The 15,813-nt window shown below is 51.8% G+C and carries 14 protein-coding genes; 8 read left to right on the forward strand and 6 right to left on the reverse strand.

Annotation, left to right across the window (positions count from 1 at the left end; translation table 11 throughout):
- Nucleotides 1–21: 21 nt before the first annotated feature.
- Complete coding sequence (locus BW974_RS20870; RefSeq protein WP_076432609.1) at nucleotides 22–1,161, reverse strand: alanine racemase; 1,140 nt, start codon at nucleotides 1,159–1,161, stop codon at nucleotides 22–24.
- A gap of 59 nt (nucleotides 1,162–1,220) precedes the next feature.
- A complete protein-coding gene (locus BW974_RS20875) occupies nucleotides 1,221–2,489 on the reverse strand; it encodes an amidohydrolase (RefSeq protein WP_076432611.1) in 1,269 nt (422 codons plus the stop codon).
- 169 nt (nucleotides 2,490–2,658) lie between these two features.
- Between BW974_RS20875 and BW974_RS20880 the strand changes: the two genes are divergently transcribed.
- Nucleotides 2,659–3,468 carry a creatininase family protein gene (locus BW974_RS20880; protein ID WP_076432612.1) on the forward strand — a complete coding sequence of 270 codons (810 nt, stop codon included), beginning with the start codon at nucleotides 2,659–2,661 and terminating at the stop codon, nucleotides 3,466–3,468.
- Nucleotides 3,469–3,530: 62 nt separating this feature from the next.
- Nucleotides 3,531–4,901, forward strand: a complete 1,371-nt coding sequence (locus BW974_RS20885) for a CapA family protein (RefSeq protein ID WP_076432614.1) — start codon at nucleotides 3,531–3,533, stop codon at nucleotides 4,899–4,901.
- Between the two features lie 44 nt (nucleotides 4,902–4,945).
- On the opposite strand, the gene BW974_RS20890 is transcribed toward BW974_RS20885, so the two are convergent.
- Nucleotides 4,946–6,472, reverse strand: a complete 1,527-nt coding sequence (locus BW974_RS20890) for a sodium:solute symporter family protein (RefSeq protein WP_076432619.1) — start codon at nucleotides 6,470–6,472, stop codon at nucleotides 4,946–4,948.
- Between the two features lie 338 nt (nucleotides 6,473–6,810).
- Between BW974_RS20890 and BW974_RS25900 the strand changes: the two genes are divergently transcribed.
- The 4 genes from BW974_RS25900 (at nucleotide 6,811) to BW974_RS20910 (ending at nucleotide 10,052) form a co-directional block, all read left to right on the forward strand.
- On the forward strand, nucleotides 6,811–7,020 hold the full coding sequence (locus tag BW974_RS25900) for a hypothetical protein (protein ID WP_175609752.1): 210 nt from the start codon (nucleotides 6,811–6,813) through the stop codon (nucleotides 7,018–7,020).
- 415 nt (nucleotides 7,021–7,435) lie between these two features.
- A complete protein-coding gene (locus BW974_RS20900; RefSeq protein ID WP_076432625.1) occupies nucleotides 7,436–8,398 on the forward strand; it encodes an ATP-binding cassette domain-containing protein in 963 nt (320 codons plus the stop codon).
- A complete protein-coding gene (locus tag BW974_RS20905; protein ID WP_076432626.1) occupies nucleotides 8,395–9,234 on the forward strand; it encodes an ABC transporter permease in 840 nt (279 codons plus the stop codon). The genes BW974_RS20900 and BW974_RS20905 overlap by 4 nt, the downstream gene beginning before the upstream one ends.
- 128 nt (nucleotides 9,235–9,362) lie before the next feature.
- Nucleotides 9,363–10,052, forward strand: a complete 690-nt coding sequence (locus tag BW974_RS20910; protein WP_076432627.1) for a haloacid dehalogenase type II — start codon at nucleotides 9,363–9,365, stop codon at nucleotides 10,050–10,052.
- Between the two features lie 164 nt (nucleotides 10,053–10,216).
- Here BW974_RS20910 and BW974_RS20915 read toward each other — a convergent pair whose 3' ends face one another.
- Both BW974_RS20915 and BW974_RS26715 read right to left on the reverse strand, forming a co-directional pair.
- Entirely contained in the window at nucleotides 10,217–10,879 is a 663-nt protein-coding gene (locus tag BW974_RS20915) for a DUF4352 domain-containing protein (RefSeq protein WP_076432628.1), read from the reverse strand.
- A 185-nt stretch (nucleotides 10,880–11,064) separates the two neighbouring features.
- A complete protein-coding gene (locus tag BW974_RS26715) occupies nucleotides 11,065–12,219 on the reverse strand; it encodes a thermonuclease family protein (protein WP_084186427.1) in 1,155 nt (384 codons plus the stop codon).
- Nucleotides 12,220–12,928: 709 nt separating this feature from the next.
- On the opposite strand from BW974_RS26715, the gene BW974_RS20925 reads away from it, so the two are divergent.
- Nucleotides 12,929–13,486 carry an NAD(P)/FAD-dependent oxidoreductase gene (locus BW974_RS20925; RefSeq protein WP_076432636.1) on the forward strand — a complete coding sequence of 186 codons (558 nt, stop codon included), beginning with the start codon at nucleotides 12,929–12,931 and terminating at the stop codon, nucleotides 13,484–13,486.
- Between the two features lie 45 nt (nucleotides 13,487–13,531).
- Here the strand turns inward: BW974_RS20925 and BW974_RS20930 are convergent, their stop codons facing one another.
- A complete protein-coding gene (locus BW974_RS20930; protein ID WP_076432637.1) occupies nucleotides 13,532–14,800 on the reverse strand; it encodes an RNA-guided endonuclease InsQ/TnpB family protein in 1,269 nt (422 codons plus the stop codon).
- Nucleotides 14,801–15,524: 724 nt separating this feature from the next.
- On the opposite strand from BW974_RS20930, the gene BW974_RS25910 reads away from it, so the two are divergent.
- Nucleotides 15,525–15,749, forward strand: a complete 225-nt coding sequence (locus tag BW974_RS25910; protein ID WP_175609753.1) for an SWIM zinc finger family protein — start codon at nucleotides 15,525–15,527, stop codon at nucleotides 15,747–15,749.
- Nucleotides 15,750–15,813 lie beyond the last annotated feature (64 nt).

Genomic DNA, 15,813 nt, shown 5'->3' on the forward strand with positions numbered 1-15,813 from the left:
CGTCGGGAAGGGTGCGGCCCGTTATCGGACTTTCCCTCGGGCTTGAACTGGCCAGATTTCCTCGACGGTGCCATCCCGGACACCGACGATGGTGTCGTGCAGATTTATCGTCGTACAGACGTGCGGTACGATGAACTCCAATCGATCGCCGACTTCGATCGGCTCCTCACTGTCGCTCGTATCGATCCACCCGTGTTCTTCGGATGCGTTCGCATAGTTGATATCGTCTCGATTTTTCGGAACGGGCATCTGAGGCTTGTCGAGCGAGAGCGTCTTACTGCCGGCGTTGACCACGGCACGGTCTTCCGTCGGTTTCGAGATGACGGTACTCACTACTGTGGCCGCACAGTCGTCTTTTCTGATATCGAACGGACGATGTTTGAGTTCCCCGACATCCATGAACGGATACATCCCTGGATTGATTTCGGTCACGACCGGGTGTTTCCCGCTATATTTCGACGTTGCAGTCCCACCCACTTTGACTTCCTCAACCGGGATACCTTCGGCTTCGAGGAGATCGACCGTCCCTTCAGCAACATCCATTGCGGCCATGCATTCCTGTTCGTACTCGTCTCGTGTCGCTGCGTCCCCCTTCACGTGTGCTTCATAAGCAAGTATGCCACACAGTTCCACATGTGACTGTTCTTGGATGAACCGTGCGACTTCGAGAGCTGGCTCTCCGGGTGAAACACCGGTTCGATTTAGCCCGACGTCGATTTCGAGGACGACGTCGATAGGTACGTCGTGCTCACTGGCGACCGTCTGCAGTGGTTCGATGTTGTCGATACTATCGACAGTAGTGGCAAACCTCTCCAACTTCCGAGCCAGCCAGACGAGTCGGTGCAGCTTTCGCTCGCTGACAACTGTATACGAGAGGTAGATATCCTCAAGTCCGTTTTTTGCCATCACTTCGGCTTCACTGATCGTTTGGCATACGATTCCACCGCCGTTCGAGATCTGACTTTGGAGACGCGCAATTTCAGCGTTCTTATGGGTTTTAACGTGTGACCGTAATCGGACGTCGTGTGTCTCCGCAAAGTTCGCATACTCTCGGAGATTGTCTTCCATCGTGTCGAGGTCGACGGTCAGTACTGGTGTTTCGAGTTCGTTTTTGGACGAGAACAATGATGGCGTCGTCCAGTCTGTTGTTGGTGTGGCCATATTCTATCTTTCCAAGATTGTTGTAAATATTGTCACTGGGTTCACTTTCATTGTTCGGATTATAGTTGTCGGATGGTCTTAGAGAGGACATTTACACCGAGGGGCAGTGCATCCTCATCGATATCAAATCGTGATGTGTGATGACCATATGGATTGCTCGCTCCGATACCGACGTATGTTGCTTTGCCACCGTTCTTTTGCACTTCGTTGATGAGGTAGGATGCATCCTCGCTTGCCCCAAGATCTTCGCGATCGACGACCATCTCGACATCCTCGACTGAATTTGCAGCCTGCACAACGATATCGACGAGACTAGAATCAGATTGGAACGTGGTCGTTTTCCCATATAATGCTGTCTCACACTCGACATCGTGCATTCCGGCGGCATGCTCAATGATTCGATGTACTTTGGCGAGCATATACTCGTTGAGATCGGCTGTTTCTCCCCGGACTTCGACCCGCATTTGAGCTTCTTCAGCGATCACGTTCTGTGCGTTTGGCGAATAAACCTGCCCGACATTGATCCGAGTCGCACCATCTTCATGCCGTGGGATCGCATACACGTTTTGAATCGCTGTTGTAGCTGCTTGTAGTGCATTTCGTCCTTGATTTGGTGCTTTCCCAGCGTGAGCACCTTCTCCAATAAACGTCACATCGAGTTTTGCATTCGAGAGGGGCCGTTCGTAAGCTGCTATCACTTTTCCCGTTTCATTATCAAGACCGAGATGAAGCGCAAGAAAATGATCGATGTCTTCGAGATGACCTGTTTTGCTCATTGGATATCCACCTCTCCCGCCTTCCTCAGCTGGCTGGAAAAACAGCTTCAAATGACCATCAAACCCACCATTCGCATCTAACTCACGAGCGATTCCGATTCCAATCGTCGTATGCCCATCATGGCCACATGCATGCATTACACCCGGATGACGGCTGTTAAACCCTTCGCGAGCTGGTCGATGCTCCTTCTCGCTTGCTTCGACTCGTTCGAGAGCATCCATATCTACCCGAACACCGACAGTGGGTCCTGCACCACTTCCGTACGTTTTCTCCGCTACAATTCCAGTGACGTCGCCAATTCGGTCGAGATACCTCTCGGAACATCCTGTATCTTGAATACGCCGTTTTGCTTCCTGTATCTCATCCTCTGATGGTACCCCAAGCCGTTCACTCGTCTCAACTGCATCTGCTCCAAGGTGTACAGTGAATCCTTGTTCTTCCAGCTCTTCTGCGACAAGCGCAGTTGTGCGAAACTCCTTCCAGCCAGCTTCAGGATACGCATGTAGATCCCTTCGGATTTCTTTGAGCGATAATTCACTTGTGTATGCCATACCATTACATCCGATAGCAGGTAGAAAAACGATTGGTAGCCGGCATTCTGCCTCACTCAGTGTTCGTAGTAACAATCATTGGCGGCCCAAAACGTCGATTTGTCTCTTTTGATAGAGAATGTACAACGCTTGCCATACAACTAAAGCGAAACTTTCCGATGTAGCTTGTATGTTGTTCGAGTCAATCGGCAAAAGCTCTCATTCGTGGGCGGCGAAGACATACGAAGAAATTCGAACCATCGCAGAGCAAGAGGGATCAATACTGCTCGTTCCGTTTGGAAGTATGGAACAGCACGGTCATCATCTTCCTGTTAGCACGGACACGATTCTTGTGAATGCCATCGCACATGCCGGTGGCGAACAACTTGAAAATGATATTCCGCTCCTGATTACGCCGACGCTTTGGGCGGGTCGTTCACCACATCATCTCCCATTCGGTGGCACCATTTCACTCGATACTGACACGGCACTCAAGACGCTTTGCAGCGTGGCAGAAACGGGACTCGAAAACGGATTTGATGCGTTGCTCTTCCTCAATGGCCACGGAGGCAATATTTCACTCATCGATGATGCCGTCAGTGAAGTTGGAGCAGCTAATCTAACGGCCGAAATACTTGGTCTCACCTACTTTCACTTGGCCAGTTCGTTCGTTGATGATATCCGTGAAAGCGATGTAGGCGGTATATCCCATGGTGGAGAATTTGAAACCTCCTTAATGTTGCATCTTCGTCCCGATCTCGTACACGAGGAAGCGATCACTGGAACGCATCGTGAGGCGACGTACGACACGGAAGGACGGGATTTGTTTGATAACGGAGCGCTTTCTGTCTATCGTCCATTCACGGAATACAGCGAATCTGGAGCGGTTGGCGACCCACACCTCGCGACTGCAGACAAAGGACAACGATTCTATGATGGATTGGGCAAAGAACTCGCTAAATTATTGGAGCAGATACACACCGAGACACACTCTTACTGACGAAGATAATTACACGGTTTCTGAAATATATTGTTATGTATGTCGGTATCCCATTGCATGCCATGACTGATTCGCTGTATGGGCGTGAAGGGAAGGAGCTAACACTCGCTGCTGCTGGTGATGCGATACTCACACGGAAACAATCCGTCTACGACGATGAACAGTTTGTACAGCTCGTAGATACGATTCGTGATGCCGATGCGTCATTCGTGAATTTGGAAGTCCTACTCCACGATTATGACGGATACCCGGCAGCGAACAGCGGGGGCACGTATATGCGAGCACCACCGTGGGTTGCCGATGAACTTCGTTGGAGCGGCTTCGATATCTTTGCCGCAGCAACAAATCATACGGGCGATTTTTCGCACGGTGGCATGGAAGCGACAATGCGAGCGCTTGATACACGAGATATTCCGTATGCGGGGCTTGGGGAGAACTTAGCGGATGCCCGACGGCCAGCTTATGTTGATACACCAGGTGGTCGTGTTGGCGTGGTGGCTGCCTGTTCAACGATCACACCGGGGAGCGAAGCTGGAGTACAGCGTCCTGATATACAGGGCCGTCCAGGTCTCTCACCGTTGCATCTCGAAACCCACTATTCGGTGCCAGAGACGGTTCAGGACCAACTCGAATCAATGAGTGAGTCCTTAGGGTTAGAAGATATCAAAGACCGTCACAGACGGCTTGGATTCCCCGTCCCGGGAGAGAACCGTTCGGAATTCTCGCTGCTGAATATCGGTGGGAATCAGCATCTACACTTCGAGAAAGCCGACGAATTTGGAGTCACACAGCGGGTAAATAACGCTGATCGAACAGCAATCCTCGACCAAATTCGGCAGGCACGCTCACAATCCGACTGGGTTTTCGCAAGTCTTCACATTCATGAGGGCGTCGGTGGTGCGATCAATGACAAGACAGTACCCGGGTTCCTCGAACAGTTTGCTCGGGAGTGTATCGATTCTGGTGCTGATGCGTTTCTTGGGCATGGACCACACGTACTTCGTGGAATCGAGATCCACGATGGAGCACCGATCTTCTACAGCCTCGGGAACTTCATGATGCAGAACGAGACTGTGACGAAACTTCCTGCAGAGATATACGACAAATATGATCTGCTCCAGTGGGATTCCCTTCCTGCTGATCTCTTCGATGCCCGAGTCAGTAACGATGAAAATCAACGAATTGGATTCTTGGCAGATGCTGCTTTCTGGGAAACAATCTTGCCAGTGTGCCACTTTCAGGAAAGCCAACTCGAACAGGTTACTTTGTACCCGGTCGATCTCGGCTACGAACAACCACGACCACGACGAGGGCGACCGGTACTTGCAACCGAAACCAAAGCGAGCAGGATTCTCGAAACGGTGGTGTCGTTGTCGGAACCGTACGGAACCGAAATCACGATCGACGGCGAAATCGGAAGGATAGAAGTGTGAAACACGGGTCTGTCAATTCTCAAAATCGTAGTCGTTTGGGTTTTCTAATCGGTATCCTCTATCGTGGGTGGTTTGCGTTGTTCACCCTGGTTCATCGCGCGTTTCGTCTTTCGTTCGAGGTCTTCCAGGTTGTGTTTCCGTGCCGTTGCAAGCGCCTTTTCGTATTCAGGTTCCTGCATCAACGAGATGCCGAAGAACAACAGAATCGACATCGGTAAGCCGATAAAGACGGGGTGAAGTCCCATGTATTCGGACGTTCCCGCGAAGTAGCCGATCCACCACCACGCGACTGTGAGTCCGGCGCCGACGATGAGACTCCAGAATGCCGCGTCGGACGTCCCTCGTGGCCAATAAAATGTCGCAAGCCACGGAACGAGGACGCCGCCGGTCAATGCAACGGCTCCAAACACGATCAGATCGATGATTCCCGGAACGACGAGTGCGAGACCAAGTGAAAATATCATCAACCCGACAACAGTGATCTGTGAAATCCTGGTTTGTTCATCCCGTCCGGCTTCTGGATTTAAGTATCGGATGTATATGTCGTCGACGACGTTTGAGGATCCAGAGAGCAGAAAACTATCACCACTACTCATGATCGCCGCTGCCAGTGCTGCCAGTACGACGCCGGCCAACCAGTCAGGCAGGATGTCCATGGCCATCTGAGGCATGATGAGTTGTGGATTCTGGATATCGGCATACATCACCAAGCCAATCGCGCCGATTATCAGCGGAACAGGTATAAACGCAAGTCCGATAATACCGTTCAGCGTCGTCCCCACGAATCCGTCTCGTGGGCTCTTCGCAGACATTATCCGTTGTAGATAGCCCTGTCGCACGAGCATCGTAGGAACGAGCGTAACGACGTACCCAGCAATGAGCGTCCATTTCATCGCAAACAGATCGAAGGCCTGTGGTGCTACGTCGGTGACCTGGGATGTCGCCGACGAAAACCCACCAAGATTCATCATCCCTATAATAGCCAGCAACCAAAGCCCAACGAACAGAATACAACCTTGAATAAAGTCTGTCCACATCACAGCCGACATCCCACCCATGACGGTATATGCTGTAATGATTATTGCACCGATGATGGCCGCCTCTGTGACCGTTATCGCATCTGCGAATAGAAAACTAATGATCGTCCCAGCGGCCAGCCATTGTGCACCAAGTGTGCTGATAAATCGAAGCAGATAGAACGGGACTGCTGCTGCTCGGGTTTTTTCGTCGTACCGATCTTCGAGCATCGACGGAAGTGTGATATTCCGAGTTTTCGGGAGTTTGTGGCCCAACAGGAACGCTACGATGAAGAAGCTGAATATCGCGATACCGTAGCTCCAGAACGCGGTGATACTCTCAGCTTCGAACGTAGACGCCGATAACCCGATCGTTCCCCCTGCTCCGATTGCTGTTGCAAAGAACGAGAGGGCAATAAGATACCATGGAGCCCCCTTCCCAGCTAAGAAAAAGTCTTCCAGGTCAGCAATCCCTTTTTGATGGAAGTAATATCCAATTCCAAGCATTCCGAGGATGTACACGATAACAATACCTGCGATTATTTCTCGAACCATGTGGTAGTGAATCACAGCCAAAGAATATAAAATTCATCTTAAAAGGAAAATAGTTTATAGCCTATCAATTGTGGGAAAAGACAGGGAAATTACAGGTAATGATGCTTCTTTGCGAAAGTGTTTAATGCAAGTGAGGAAGCGATCGATTATTCGAGAGTACCTATTGGCCGAAAATCCCGGGCCGTAATGTTGACGAGACGGCACAGAAACGCGCATAGGCCGAACTGTTCGTCTTCGACGTCGATGCCCCCGGACTACTCACTGTCACCAACGAGAGCCACGAGAACCCCGTAGCCCACCAGTACACCGTCTCTATCGACGACGTAACCGAGGACCTGATGGCCTGCACGTGCCCGCACCACGTCCACCGCAACGCCTTCTGCAAACACATGGCCGCCGTCGAAAACGCAACCGACGACGGGACGCTTGAGGCGTTCTTGTCGGAGGACGACAACGATACCGAACCAGAGGACTGCGACTGTGACGGTCTCGGGGACTTCCCGTGCTGGTCGTGCGTGCGAACGGGACGAACAGAACTGCCGAACTAATCTCCGTTCACCCGTTTTTTGATATTGTACCGAATGACTATCGTCCTTCTCAGGAGATTATTTCTCACAGGAGACACTGACTAAATAACTTCACTTACACTCCACTAGGCGCTCCTATTTCTTCGCTGCGAACCTCTGCTATACTGGAGGATTAATCTCCGAGCGGAGCACGTATCATGATTTACAAAAAGAGATACAGAGAGGCAATTACTGAACCAGAAACGCGAGTGAAATTCACCACCCTAGCACGATGGACCTTTTCCGAAGTCCGGGACACGACACGAAAACGATTCGCGGAGAACGGAGAGGCGACACAAAATTCTAGGAACGACATGCGATTGGTCCAGACGGCGCCGTCCGCTCCGTTGAATCTCATTGGCCGCCTAACCGATACAACACTAAGGAGGACGACGAAATGACACTCGCAATCGAGACCACCGGCCTGCGTAAGTCCTTCGGTGACACACTCGCCGTAGACGGCATCGACCTTCAGATACCCCGAGGGACCGTGTTCGGTCTCCTCGGTCCCAATGGCGCGGGGAAGACAACGATGATCCGAATGCTCGCAACGCTGCTCCGCCCAGATTCGGGCACCGCAACCGTCCTTGGACACGACGTTGTACAGGATGCAACTGCGGTTCGAGGCAAGGTAAGTCTCACTGGCCAGTATGCTTCCATCGACGAGGAATTGACTGGACACGAGAATCTCGTCCTGGTCGGGCGCCTACTCGGGTTCTCGTGGCGCAGTGCCGGTAAGCGTGCCGACAAGCTGCTCGCCTCGTTCGGTCTCACCGAGGCTGCCAGGCGCCAAGTACGGACGTACTCCGGCGGTATGAAACGTCGCCTCGACGTCGCCGCGAGCCTGGTCGTCACACCCGAGGTCATCTTTTTGGACGAGCCGACAACGGGTCTCGACCCGCGTAGCCGGAACCAAGTCTGGGCCATCATCCGAGCTATTGCTGCCGAGGGGACGACTGTACTCCTCACTACGCAGTATCTGGACGAGGCAGATCGTTTGGCAGACCGGCTTGCCGTGATCGATGATGGGCGAGTAATCGCCGAGGGAACCAGCCGCGAGCTGAAGGCCGCCGTAGGCGCCAGTACACTCCACGTTCGTCTACACGATCCGGAACAGCAGGCGGAGGCCAAAACCATCCTCACGGATCTTCTCGGCGTGGAAATCCTCGACGGAGACGATCGTGACACGCTTTCTGCGAGCGTCGCGGATAATGAGAACGCGGCAGCGGTGCTCTCGGCGCTAGCGGGCGCGGGGGTACGTGTCGCTGAGTTCTCGCTCGGACAGGCGAGTCTAGACGAGGTGTTCCTTGCCTTGACGGGGCACCCCGCTGAGGAACAAACCGAAGAGGTAGCAGCATGAGCACCGAGACCAAGGAGACATCGCTCATCACGGAGGAGGATCTGGCTGATGCCCTCTCACGCGATGAACGTCCGCCGCGTGCTGGGGCAGTCTCCGCATCGGTCACACTCGGGTGGAGAGCCCTCTTGAAAATCAAGCATGTCCCATTCCAGTTGTTTGACGTCACGGCGTTCCCGCTCATGTTCACACTGCTGTTTACATTCCTTTTTGGTGGGGCTCTCGCGGGATCGCCGCGCGAGTATATCCAGTTTCTCTTGCCGGGTATCCTCGTACAGTCCATCGTCTTCATCACTGTCTATACCGGATTTGGGCTCAATACGGACATCGACAACGGTCTGTTCGATCGCTTTCAGTCGCTTCCAATCTGGCAACCCGCGCCCATCGTCGGCGCACTCTTAGGCGATGTCATGCGCTACTCCATTGCCGCGGTGATGGTCATAGGGCTCGGCGTCATACTTGGCTTCCGGCCTGGGGCCGGTCTCTTGGGCGTGATCCTCGCACTGGCACTCGTTCTTGTGTTCGCATTCAGCCTCTCGTGGATCTGGATTGTCGTCGGATTGACTGTCCAAAAGCCCGAATCCGTCATGACGACGAGTTTCCTCCTGCTGTTCCCGCTCACATTCGTGTCCAATATCTTCGTCGACCCCACAACCATGCCGGGGTGGCTTCAGATCGTGGTCGACATCAACCCGGTTACACATCTCGCCGACGCTACCCGTGGTCTCATGCATGGAGGCGTTGAGTTCGTGGATATCGCGTGGGTACTCGTCGCTTCCGCCGTGATTGTCACCGTCTTCGCACCGCTTTCGCTCCGGAAGTACCGCAAGGAACGGTAGCTCCAATTCCGAGTGAGGCCACTTTTTGATTGTGACTCCGTTGGATCGCTGCTTACGAGGTGTTATAGACGTAAACTGTTCTTCATCTGTGAATAACCGTTATCCCTTATCTTCGGCATCACACTGTCATGAACTCGTTTGACACAGCTCGCGTTGAAACAGTCTTGGTAGATTCCTATAGCACACTCGTCGACATGCGTTCGTTAGAGGATGCACTCGCCGAATATACCGATAAGGCACGGGAAGCTGCGACGATCTGGTTTCAACGATCGAAGATTTACGGCATCGTTGCAACCCAATTCGAGGAATTCCGTCCTTGTAGAGACAAATATCGTCACTCGCTCAGTTATGCGCTTCAATCGGTGGGTGCTTCCGTTTCTCAAACAGACCAAGAGGAAATCCTCACCGCCCTCGACCGACTGACTGTCTTTGATGACGTTCGCACTGGACTCAAACGTCTCACTGACGATGGCTATGATGTCTATGTGCTATCGAATGGTGATTCGGACATGCTTGCGACGTTAGTTGATCACACCGAAATTGGCGACATCATTTCTGGAACGATCAGTGCCTCGGAGATTGGACTCTACAAACCAGACCAACGGTTGTATCGACATGCCGCTGTCCGAACGGAGATTCCTATCACGGAAATTGCACATGTGACTGCCTCGTGGAATGATGTGCATGGTGCGATGCAATCTGGAATGCAAGGAGTGTGGCTCAATCGAAGAGGAACAGAGTGGGAAGCGTTTTTGGATGAGCCGCATCTAACTGTTGAAAGCTTCCACGAGTTTGGTGACGTTCTCGATGTGGAATAAATAATTAGATGATCTGATTAGGGCGCTGTTCGATTCTTTCGACCCTTCACCTCTTTCGACCTCTCCTCATCGTATTCGAACGTGAGTGGACACCATTCGGCAGTCTTCTCGAGAATATTGTTCATTAAGCGAATCGAAATCACGTCCGAAAAAGAATGAGATAGTTACGACCAACGTCCGTAGGCGTCTTCATCGAATGTATAGTACTGTTCAGACCAGACAATGTCGATATCATCAATCGTTAGATCTTCATCAACTTGGAAGACCAAGATACCAGATTCGACGATACCGGGTTGCAGTTCGGCCCATTCGTATGCTTTGCCGTCGTCAAGCCAGTAGATCTCACTGTTGAACTGCTGGTTGCCTGCGAGGGCGACAACCGACATGTCGTCGGGAGAGTAGGCGGGCTTGTCACCAGTGTTTTCGGCTGTGATCGTCACGAAGAGGAATTTCTTCCCTGAAGTGGGCTCTTGTTTGTCCCATCCTTCGCCGTAACTGTCGACGAACTCCAATTCATCGACTGTTACTTGCATTCCGTTGGATGCAGTATATGCGTCACCAAATGCAAGTGACGACGGATCTTTCGTTTCTGATTTAGTTGTCTGCTCTTGGTTGGTCGTCGTTTGGGTCACTGTCGTACTGGTTGTTGATTCCATCTCCTCAGCCTGAGCAGTGGTCGTTGTTTCACCGAGAGTTGTAGTCGCTGTATCGGCGTCCGCGGTAGTGTCACCAGAGCATCCAGCAAAGACAACCATGATTGCAACGAGTATGAGAGCGATACCTCTTGTATGAGTGCGGTGATTCATAGGATAATCCACCAAACTCATATACAACTTATGAGGATATAAATGTTTGATGAGTTAAATTATAGCATTGGACACTATTACAAAACAATGTCGGATCTTCATCGTCACTGCTTGTCTGACTCTGTTGTTCAGATACACCAGCAAATGGAGCAGATACCTCCTTAGAGAAGCGTACCAGATTATCTGCCAGTCGAAATTCTCGCCAATCAGGCAGACTCACACGCAAGTCCGTCACTGTCGGCATCAAGGCGATGTGGATCACTTGGATCTTGGTCAAACACTGCCTGTGCTTGTTCTGGCGAGTCAAAGCTACTGCAATCGTAATCACCGTCTGCTGGCGGTGGCGGAATGGTTACACCGCTTGAACGGGCGGACGTTGTGGTCATTATCGTCGATGTTGTGGTGCTACCTTGGAAATTCCACACCCCAACGTTGACTCGCTGTGCACGGGCTTCTGTACGTTCAAATGCACCGCGTTTCGAGAACGAACTGTCGTACATTCGGGCGTACCCATCAGCCAACAATCGACGGTTGAAGTTCTCGCCATCGACATAGATGTAGACTAAGAGTCGACCGAAACTCCCACGGCGATCAGCCTGGGGATCTGTCTCAATACGAACCGTCTTCCCCTCCAATTCATTGGTCGCAAACTGATCCGCACGCCTGCCCCACTCGAACAGATGATCTTTCCCTGCCGTCGTATCTGGAATACCTTCAAATTCAGATGGATTGACTCGGCTGAGGGTCGTCTCGGGTGTATCAACTCCCAAGAGTCGGATTGTATCAGTTTCGCCGCTTGGGAACCGTACTTCCATCGTATCCCCATCGACGACTCGAGTGACTGTAACAGTCCATTTGGTTCCACTCGCTGGTTCTCGAGCGGATTGCGTTGATGAACGGGGAATAGTAGTTGACGTCACTGTCGAAGATCGAGTCGTTGTTTGAACGGTGGTCATGATCTCTGTTGTTGCTGTCGTCGGGACGGTCTCACTCGATGTCGTGGCTGTGTCGACTACTGTCGTCGTCGGCCCGGAAGACAGATCACTTGTTTCCCCCTGTTGTGGTGTAGTTTGTTTGGTTTCTGGAAGCATAGCCCCCGAAACAATGGTTCCAACGAACAGAATGGCTATTACAGCGATGGTTGAGAATTCTCGCCCTGTCCTCGTACTAATGCTACGACGCACAGGTGGAATTGCGAACAATCCAACAGCAAGCATGGCCAGTCCCCCACCGACTGATCGAAGAACGTCAGGCTCGGGAACGAGGATAGTGACTAATCCAACGAAGATGAACAAGACTCCAAACGTCCAAGGGAAGATTGCGAGGTAGCGTTTCCAACGTCTTCCTTGATTATCACTCATAACCAATAGATACACTGATTAGCTATCATACATATTAAAGTAGATGGTTGGTTCTCGGTCTTCTCGGCTAGTTCGACCGAACGCGACGACTGAGCGCGACTTGCTCAACCGAGCACAACATACCGAACATATCCAAAATCAGTTGCAAAATTGTATGGAATATCTCTTACTTTCGCCTATACAAGCAATTCGAAAGACTGAAAATGGTCATTCAACGATAAGAGGTACTCTGTGATGTCGGATTCGCTTCGCAATCAAATTCGGGCTCTCTATGAGACTTCTCCAGCACAGTATGGAATGCTTCAATCATATTCTGACGAACTCGAAGCACTTCTCACAGGATGCTCGCATAATTATCCTACAGTCAAACAATTATTGGAATCATCTGACACACCAACTATTCCACCACAAGTAGTGGGAAATCTCCTTTCACTCTGTGACCAATTCGGGATTCTTGTGACCCACAGCGAGCGAAATACGAGCAATCGATATGATCTCACTCAGTTCAACCAGAACCGAATGCAGGAGTTGGTTCATTTGCTGAATCAGGACCCGCTCGACTGAACTCGTATCCATCATTTACACTCGAAATAGGCACTCTGTGACATCATCACCGAATCCATTTCACAGCATGGCGACCTGCTCCCTACACCGTACGTGCACTCCAGTTGGGAGTAAACTTATAGGAAAACCAGCCGTGCTATCGCCCATGTCCGATGTTACGATCGTCGGTGGCGGTCCAGCTGGACTTAGCGCGGCACTCTTCACAGCAAAGAACGGACTTGACGCGACTGTGTTCGATACCGACAAGACGTGGATGCACAAGGCACATCTGTTCAACTACCTGGGAATCGAGAGTATTGATGGTACTGAGTACATGGAGAAGGCTCGCGAGCAGGCCGATGAGTACGGTGTCACCCAGCATCTGGAGACAGCAGTCACAAGCATCGAACAGGACGACGATGGGTTTCAGATCACGACTGATAATGGTGATCATCACGCAACATACGTCGTCTTAGCGACCGGCGCAGATCGCGATAGTGCCGAGCAACTTGGCTGTGAATTCACCGATTCAGGGACTGTTTCAGTCAACCTGAGCATGGAAACGAGTATCGAAAATGCCTACGCTACCGGTGCGATGGTCCGCGATCAAGAGTGGCAAGCAGTCATCTCCGCCGGTGATGGAGGTGCAGCGGCACTTGACATTCTGAGTAAGGAGAAGGGAGAACACTTCCACGACTTCGATACGCCTGCAGACGCCGATTGACATCCTCCCGCGCCTAAAGACGCGGGAATCCCCCGAGTTGGGATATTAGGGTTCGCGGTTACCAACCTGTTCTCGTGGAGCGAAACAGCCCTCACTACGGTCGAACAAGTGAACCGCTGGCTGTGCCAACCAGCCGGTACTCCTATCTCCTCCATCGCAGACGAGACTCGGAGTTACTTTTTGTCGAATATTCTCAGCACCGTTCACATCGGCATTCATCGCCACCTCGCATTCGTCGCAGACGTACAACCCACGTTCAACCCGCTGGTCGCCATCGACCGTTCCACAAACCGAACACGACTTCGACGTATTGCGTTCTGACACCAGTGTAACCTCGATGCCTTCGGCTTCGGCCTTGTACTCAAGGAGTTTAGTGAACCGGTCAAATGCCCAGCCATGCAAGTCGAGATTGCCGTGCTTGCCCCAATTTCGAGAGTCGCCGTTTTCATCGTTGCGGATACCATCGAGGTCACCCACAACGATAGTTCCGACGCATCTCTCAACGCACTCGGAAACGATGTGTTTCGTGAGAGTGTGAAGGAAGTGAGACCGTCGGTCGGTGCGTTTGCGGTCAATCCGCATTCGCTTTCGAGACTGGGAATCGTCACACTTGGCCTTCTCTTTCCCGAAGTAGTATTCGTCCTCTTTCAAGACGTTGCCGGGAAACAGAATCGACTCGCCACCAAATGAAAGCGCGACGAAATTACAAATTCCGAGGTCAATTCCGGCTGTTTCGTCACCTGGTGGGTTCGGGTCGATTGTGGTTCGACAGACGAATTGAAGCCGCCACTCGTCGCGCTTGTGAACAGCACGAACCTGTTGGATGTCCCACTCGGTCAAGTCAACATCCGGGCGAGTCTGGTACTCACACAGAATGAAGTCCGAACGGTGTTCTTTGAGGTTGCGACCTTTCGAGAGGCGAACGCGCTGATACTGTGCATCATGCTTGAAGCCAGCCGCTTTGAACGACACGGTAGAACGTGGGTGTGAATCCCCCTGTTTGCGGAATCCGGGCGGTCGGCAACGACTATCGCCGTTGCGACGCTTACCGAGCCAGCCGGTGAACGCTTCAGCGAGTTCTTCGAGAACACGCTGACTGGATTGCGAATGTAAGTCCGTATAGCGTTCGTGGCCTTTGAGTTCGGCTTTGAGTTCCCCGTCATCGGGAATCTCGCCCGCAGCATCCCACCGTTCTTGTGCGTAGTAGCGACCGACGTTCCAGAGTTTGGACGCGGCCCATCCGAGCTGGTCGAGGTCGTCACTCACCTGTTGTTGGTTTGTGAGTGTAGCCTCGAATGTTCTGACGGTTCGCATTAAATTTTGCCTTCATAACAAGTTATGAACCGTGAAAAAAATTAACATTATCGGTTCAACGTGGAACATCCGGCCCGGCCATCGGCGGCGGGTGTGTAAACAAGCCTACGGCGCGTATCCACGGCCGAAAGATCGGGGAAATCAATGTGTGGATGTGCCTTTATGAGTGATTGATACACCTCGAGACTCCGTGCTTCGCTCAACGTCACGAGAACCTCTCCAGTAGATGTATCACGAATTACGAAATTCAAACTCGCGAGGTGACTGACCGCATTTGTCACCGTCGATGGGGCGTAGTCAAGTTCCGCTGCGAGGTCCTGTCTTGTTTTGGGACCATCGAGTGCTTCGATCACCCGTAACTCTTCTTTTGACAACATATAGTCTCAAATTCGAGGCAATGATATATAAGAAGTGCCCCGGATTTGAGACATATTGTATATTTTAATTCATATTGTGGGAGGTAAACATCGGGCACATATAATGACCGCTGTCAACAAAATAGCTCTCCCATACAATCGATTAGTCTTCGTCAACATTGGTGCTATAATCTGATAACAAAAATACGCTGAAATCTCCTACGGACAGTGAACTCGCCGAGACGGCACAGAAACGCGCACAGTAGGAGCAGTTCTCCTTCGACGTCGATGCCCCTGGGCTCATCGACGTCACCAACGAGAGCCACGAGACGCCTGCAGACTACCAGTACACCGTCTCCATCGACGACGTGACCGAGGAACTGATGGCCTGTACGTGTCCGCATCACGTTCACCGCAATGCCTTCTGCAAGCACATGACCGCCGTCGAAAGCGCAACTGAGGACGGGACGCCCAACGCATTCCCGTCCGAGGACGACAACAATGCCGAACTAGAAGACTGCGACTGTGAGGGCCTTAACGGGTTCCCGTGCTGGCCGTGTGTGCGGACCGGACGAAAAGAACTGCCAAACTAACCCTGTTCGGCTCGTCTACTGTTCCAGTCCACGGTCATTCCGCCGTTCATCCAAACGTCTATAT

The sequence above is a fragment of the Haladaptatus litoreus genome, from assembly GCF_900156425.1.
Classification (GTDB): Archaea; Halobacteriota; Halobacteria; order Halobacteriales; family Haladaptataceae; genus Haladaptatus; species Haladaptatus litoreus.

Coding starts and splice junctions, on each gene's coding strand:
- BW974_RS20890 (WP_076432619.1), bottom strand. CDS start 6,472: ATGGTTCGAGAAATAATCGCAGGTATTGTTATCGTGTACATCCTCGGA.
- BW974_RS20900 (WP_076432625.1), top strand. CDS start 7,436: ATGACACTCGCAATCGAGACCACCGGCCTGCGTAAGTCCTTCGGTGAC.
- BW974_RS20915 (WP_076432628.1), bottom strand. CDS start 10,879: ATGAGTTTGGTGGATTATCCTATGAATCACCGCACTCATACAAGAGGT.
- BW974_RS26715 (WP_084186427.1), bottom strand. CDS start 12,219: ATGAGTGATAATCAAGGAAGACGTTGGAAACGCTACCTCGCAATCTTC.
- BW974_RS20875 (WP_076432611.1), bottom strand. CDS start 2,489: ATGGCATACACAAGTGAATTATCGCTCAAAGAAATCCGAAGGGATCTA.
- BW974_RS20925 (WP_076432636.1), top strand. CDS start 12,929: ATGTCCGATGTTACGATCGTCGGTGGCGGTCCAGCTGGACTTAGCGCG.
- BW974_RS20870 (WP_076432609.1), bottom strand. CDS start 1,161: ATGGCCACACCAACAACAGACTGGACGACGCCATCATTGTTCTCGTCC.
- BW974_RS20905 (WP_076432626.1), top strand. CDS start 8,395: ATGAGCACCGAGACCAAGGAGACATCGCTCATCACGGAGGAGGATCTG.
- BW974_RS20910 (WP_076432627.1), top strand. CDS start 9,363: ATGAACTCGTTTGACACAGCTCGCGTTGAAACAGTCTTGGTAGATTCC.
- BW974_RS25900 (WP_175609752.1), top strand. CDS start 6,811: ATGGCCTGCACGTGCCCGCACCACGTCCACCGCAACGCCTTCTGCAAA.
- BW974_RS20880 (WP_076432612.1), top strand. CDS start 2,659: ATGTTGTTCGAGTCAATCGGCAAAAGCTCTCATTCGTGGGCGGCGAAG.
- BW974_RS20885 (WP_076432614.1), top strand. CDS start 3,531: ATGACTGATTCGCTGTATGGGCGTGAAGGGAAGGAGCTAACACTCGCT.
- BW974_RS20930 (WP_076432637.1), bottom strand. CDS start 14,800: ATGCGAACCGTCAGAACATTCGAGGCTACACTCACAAACCAACAACAG.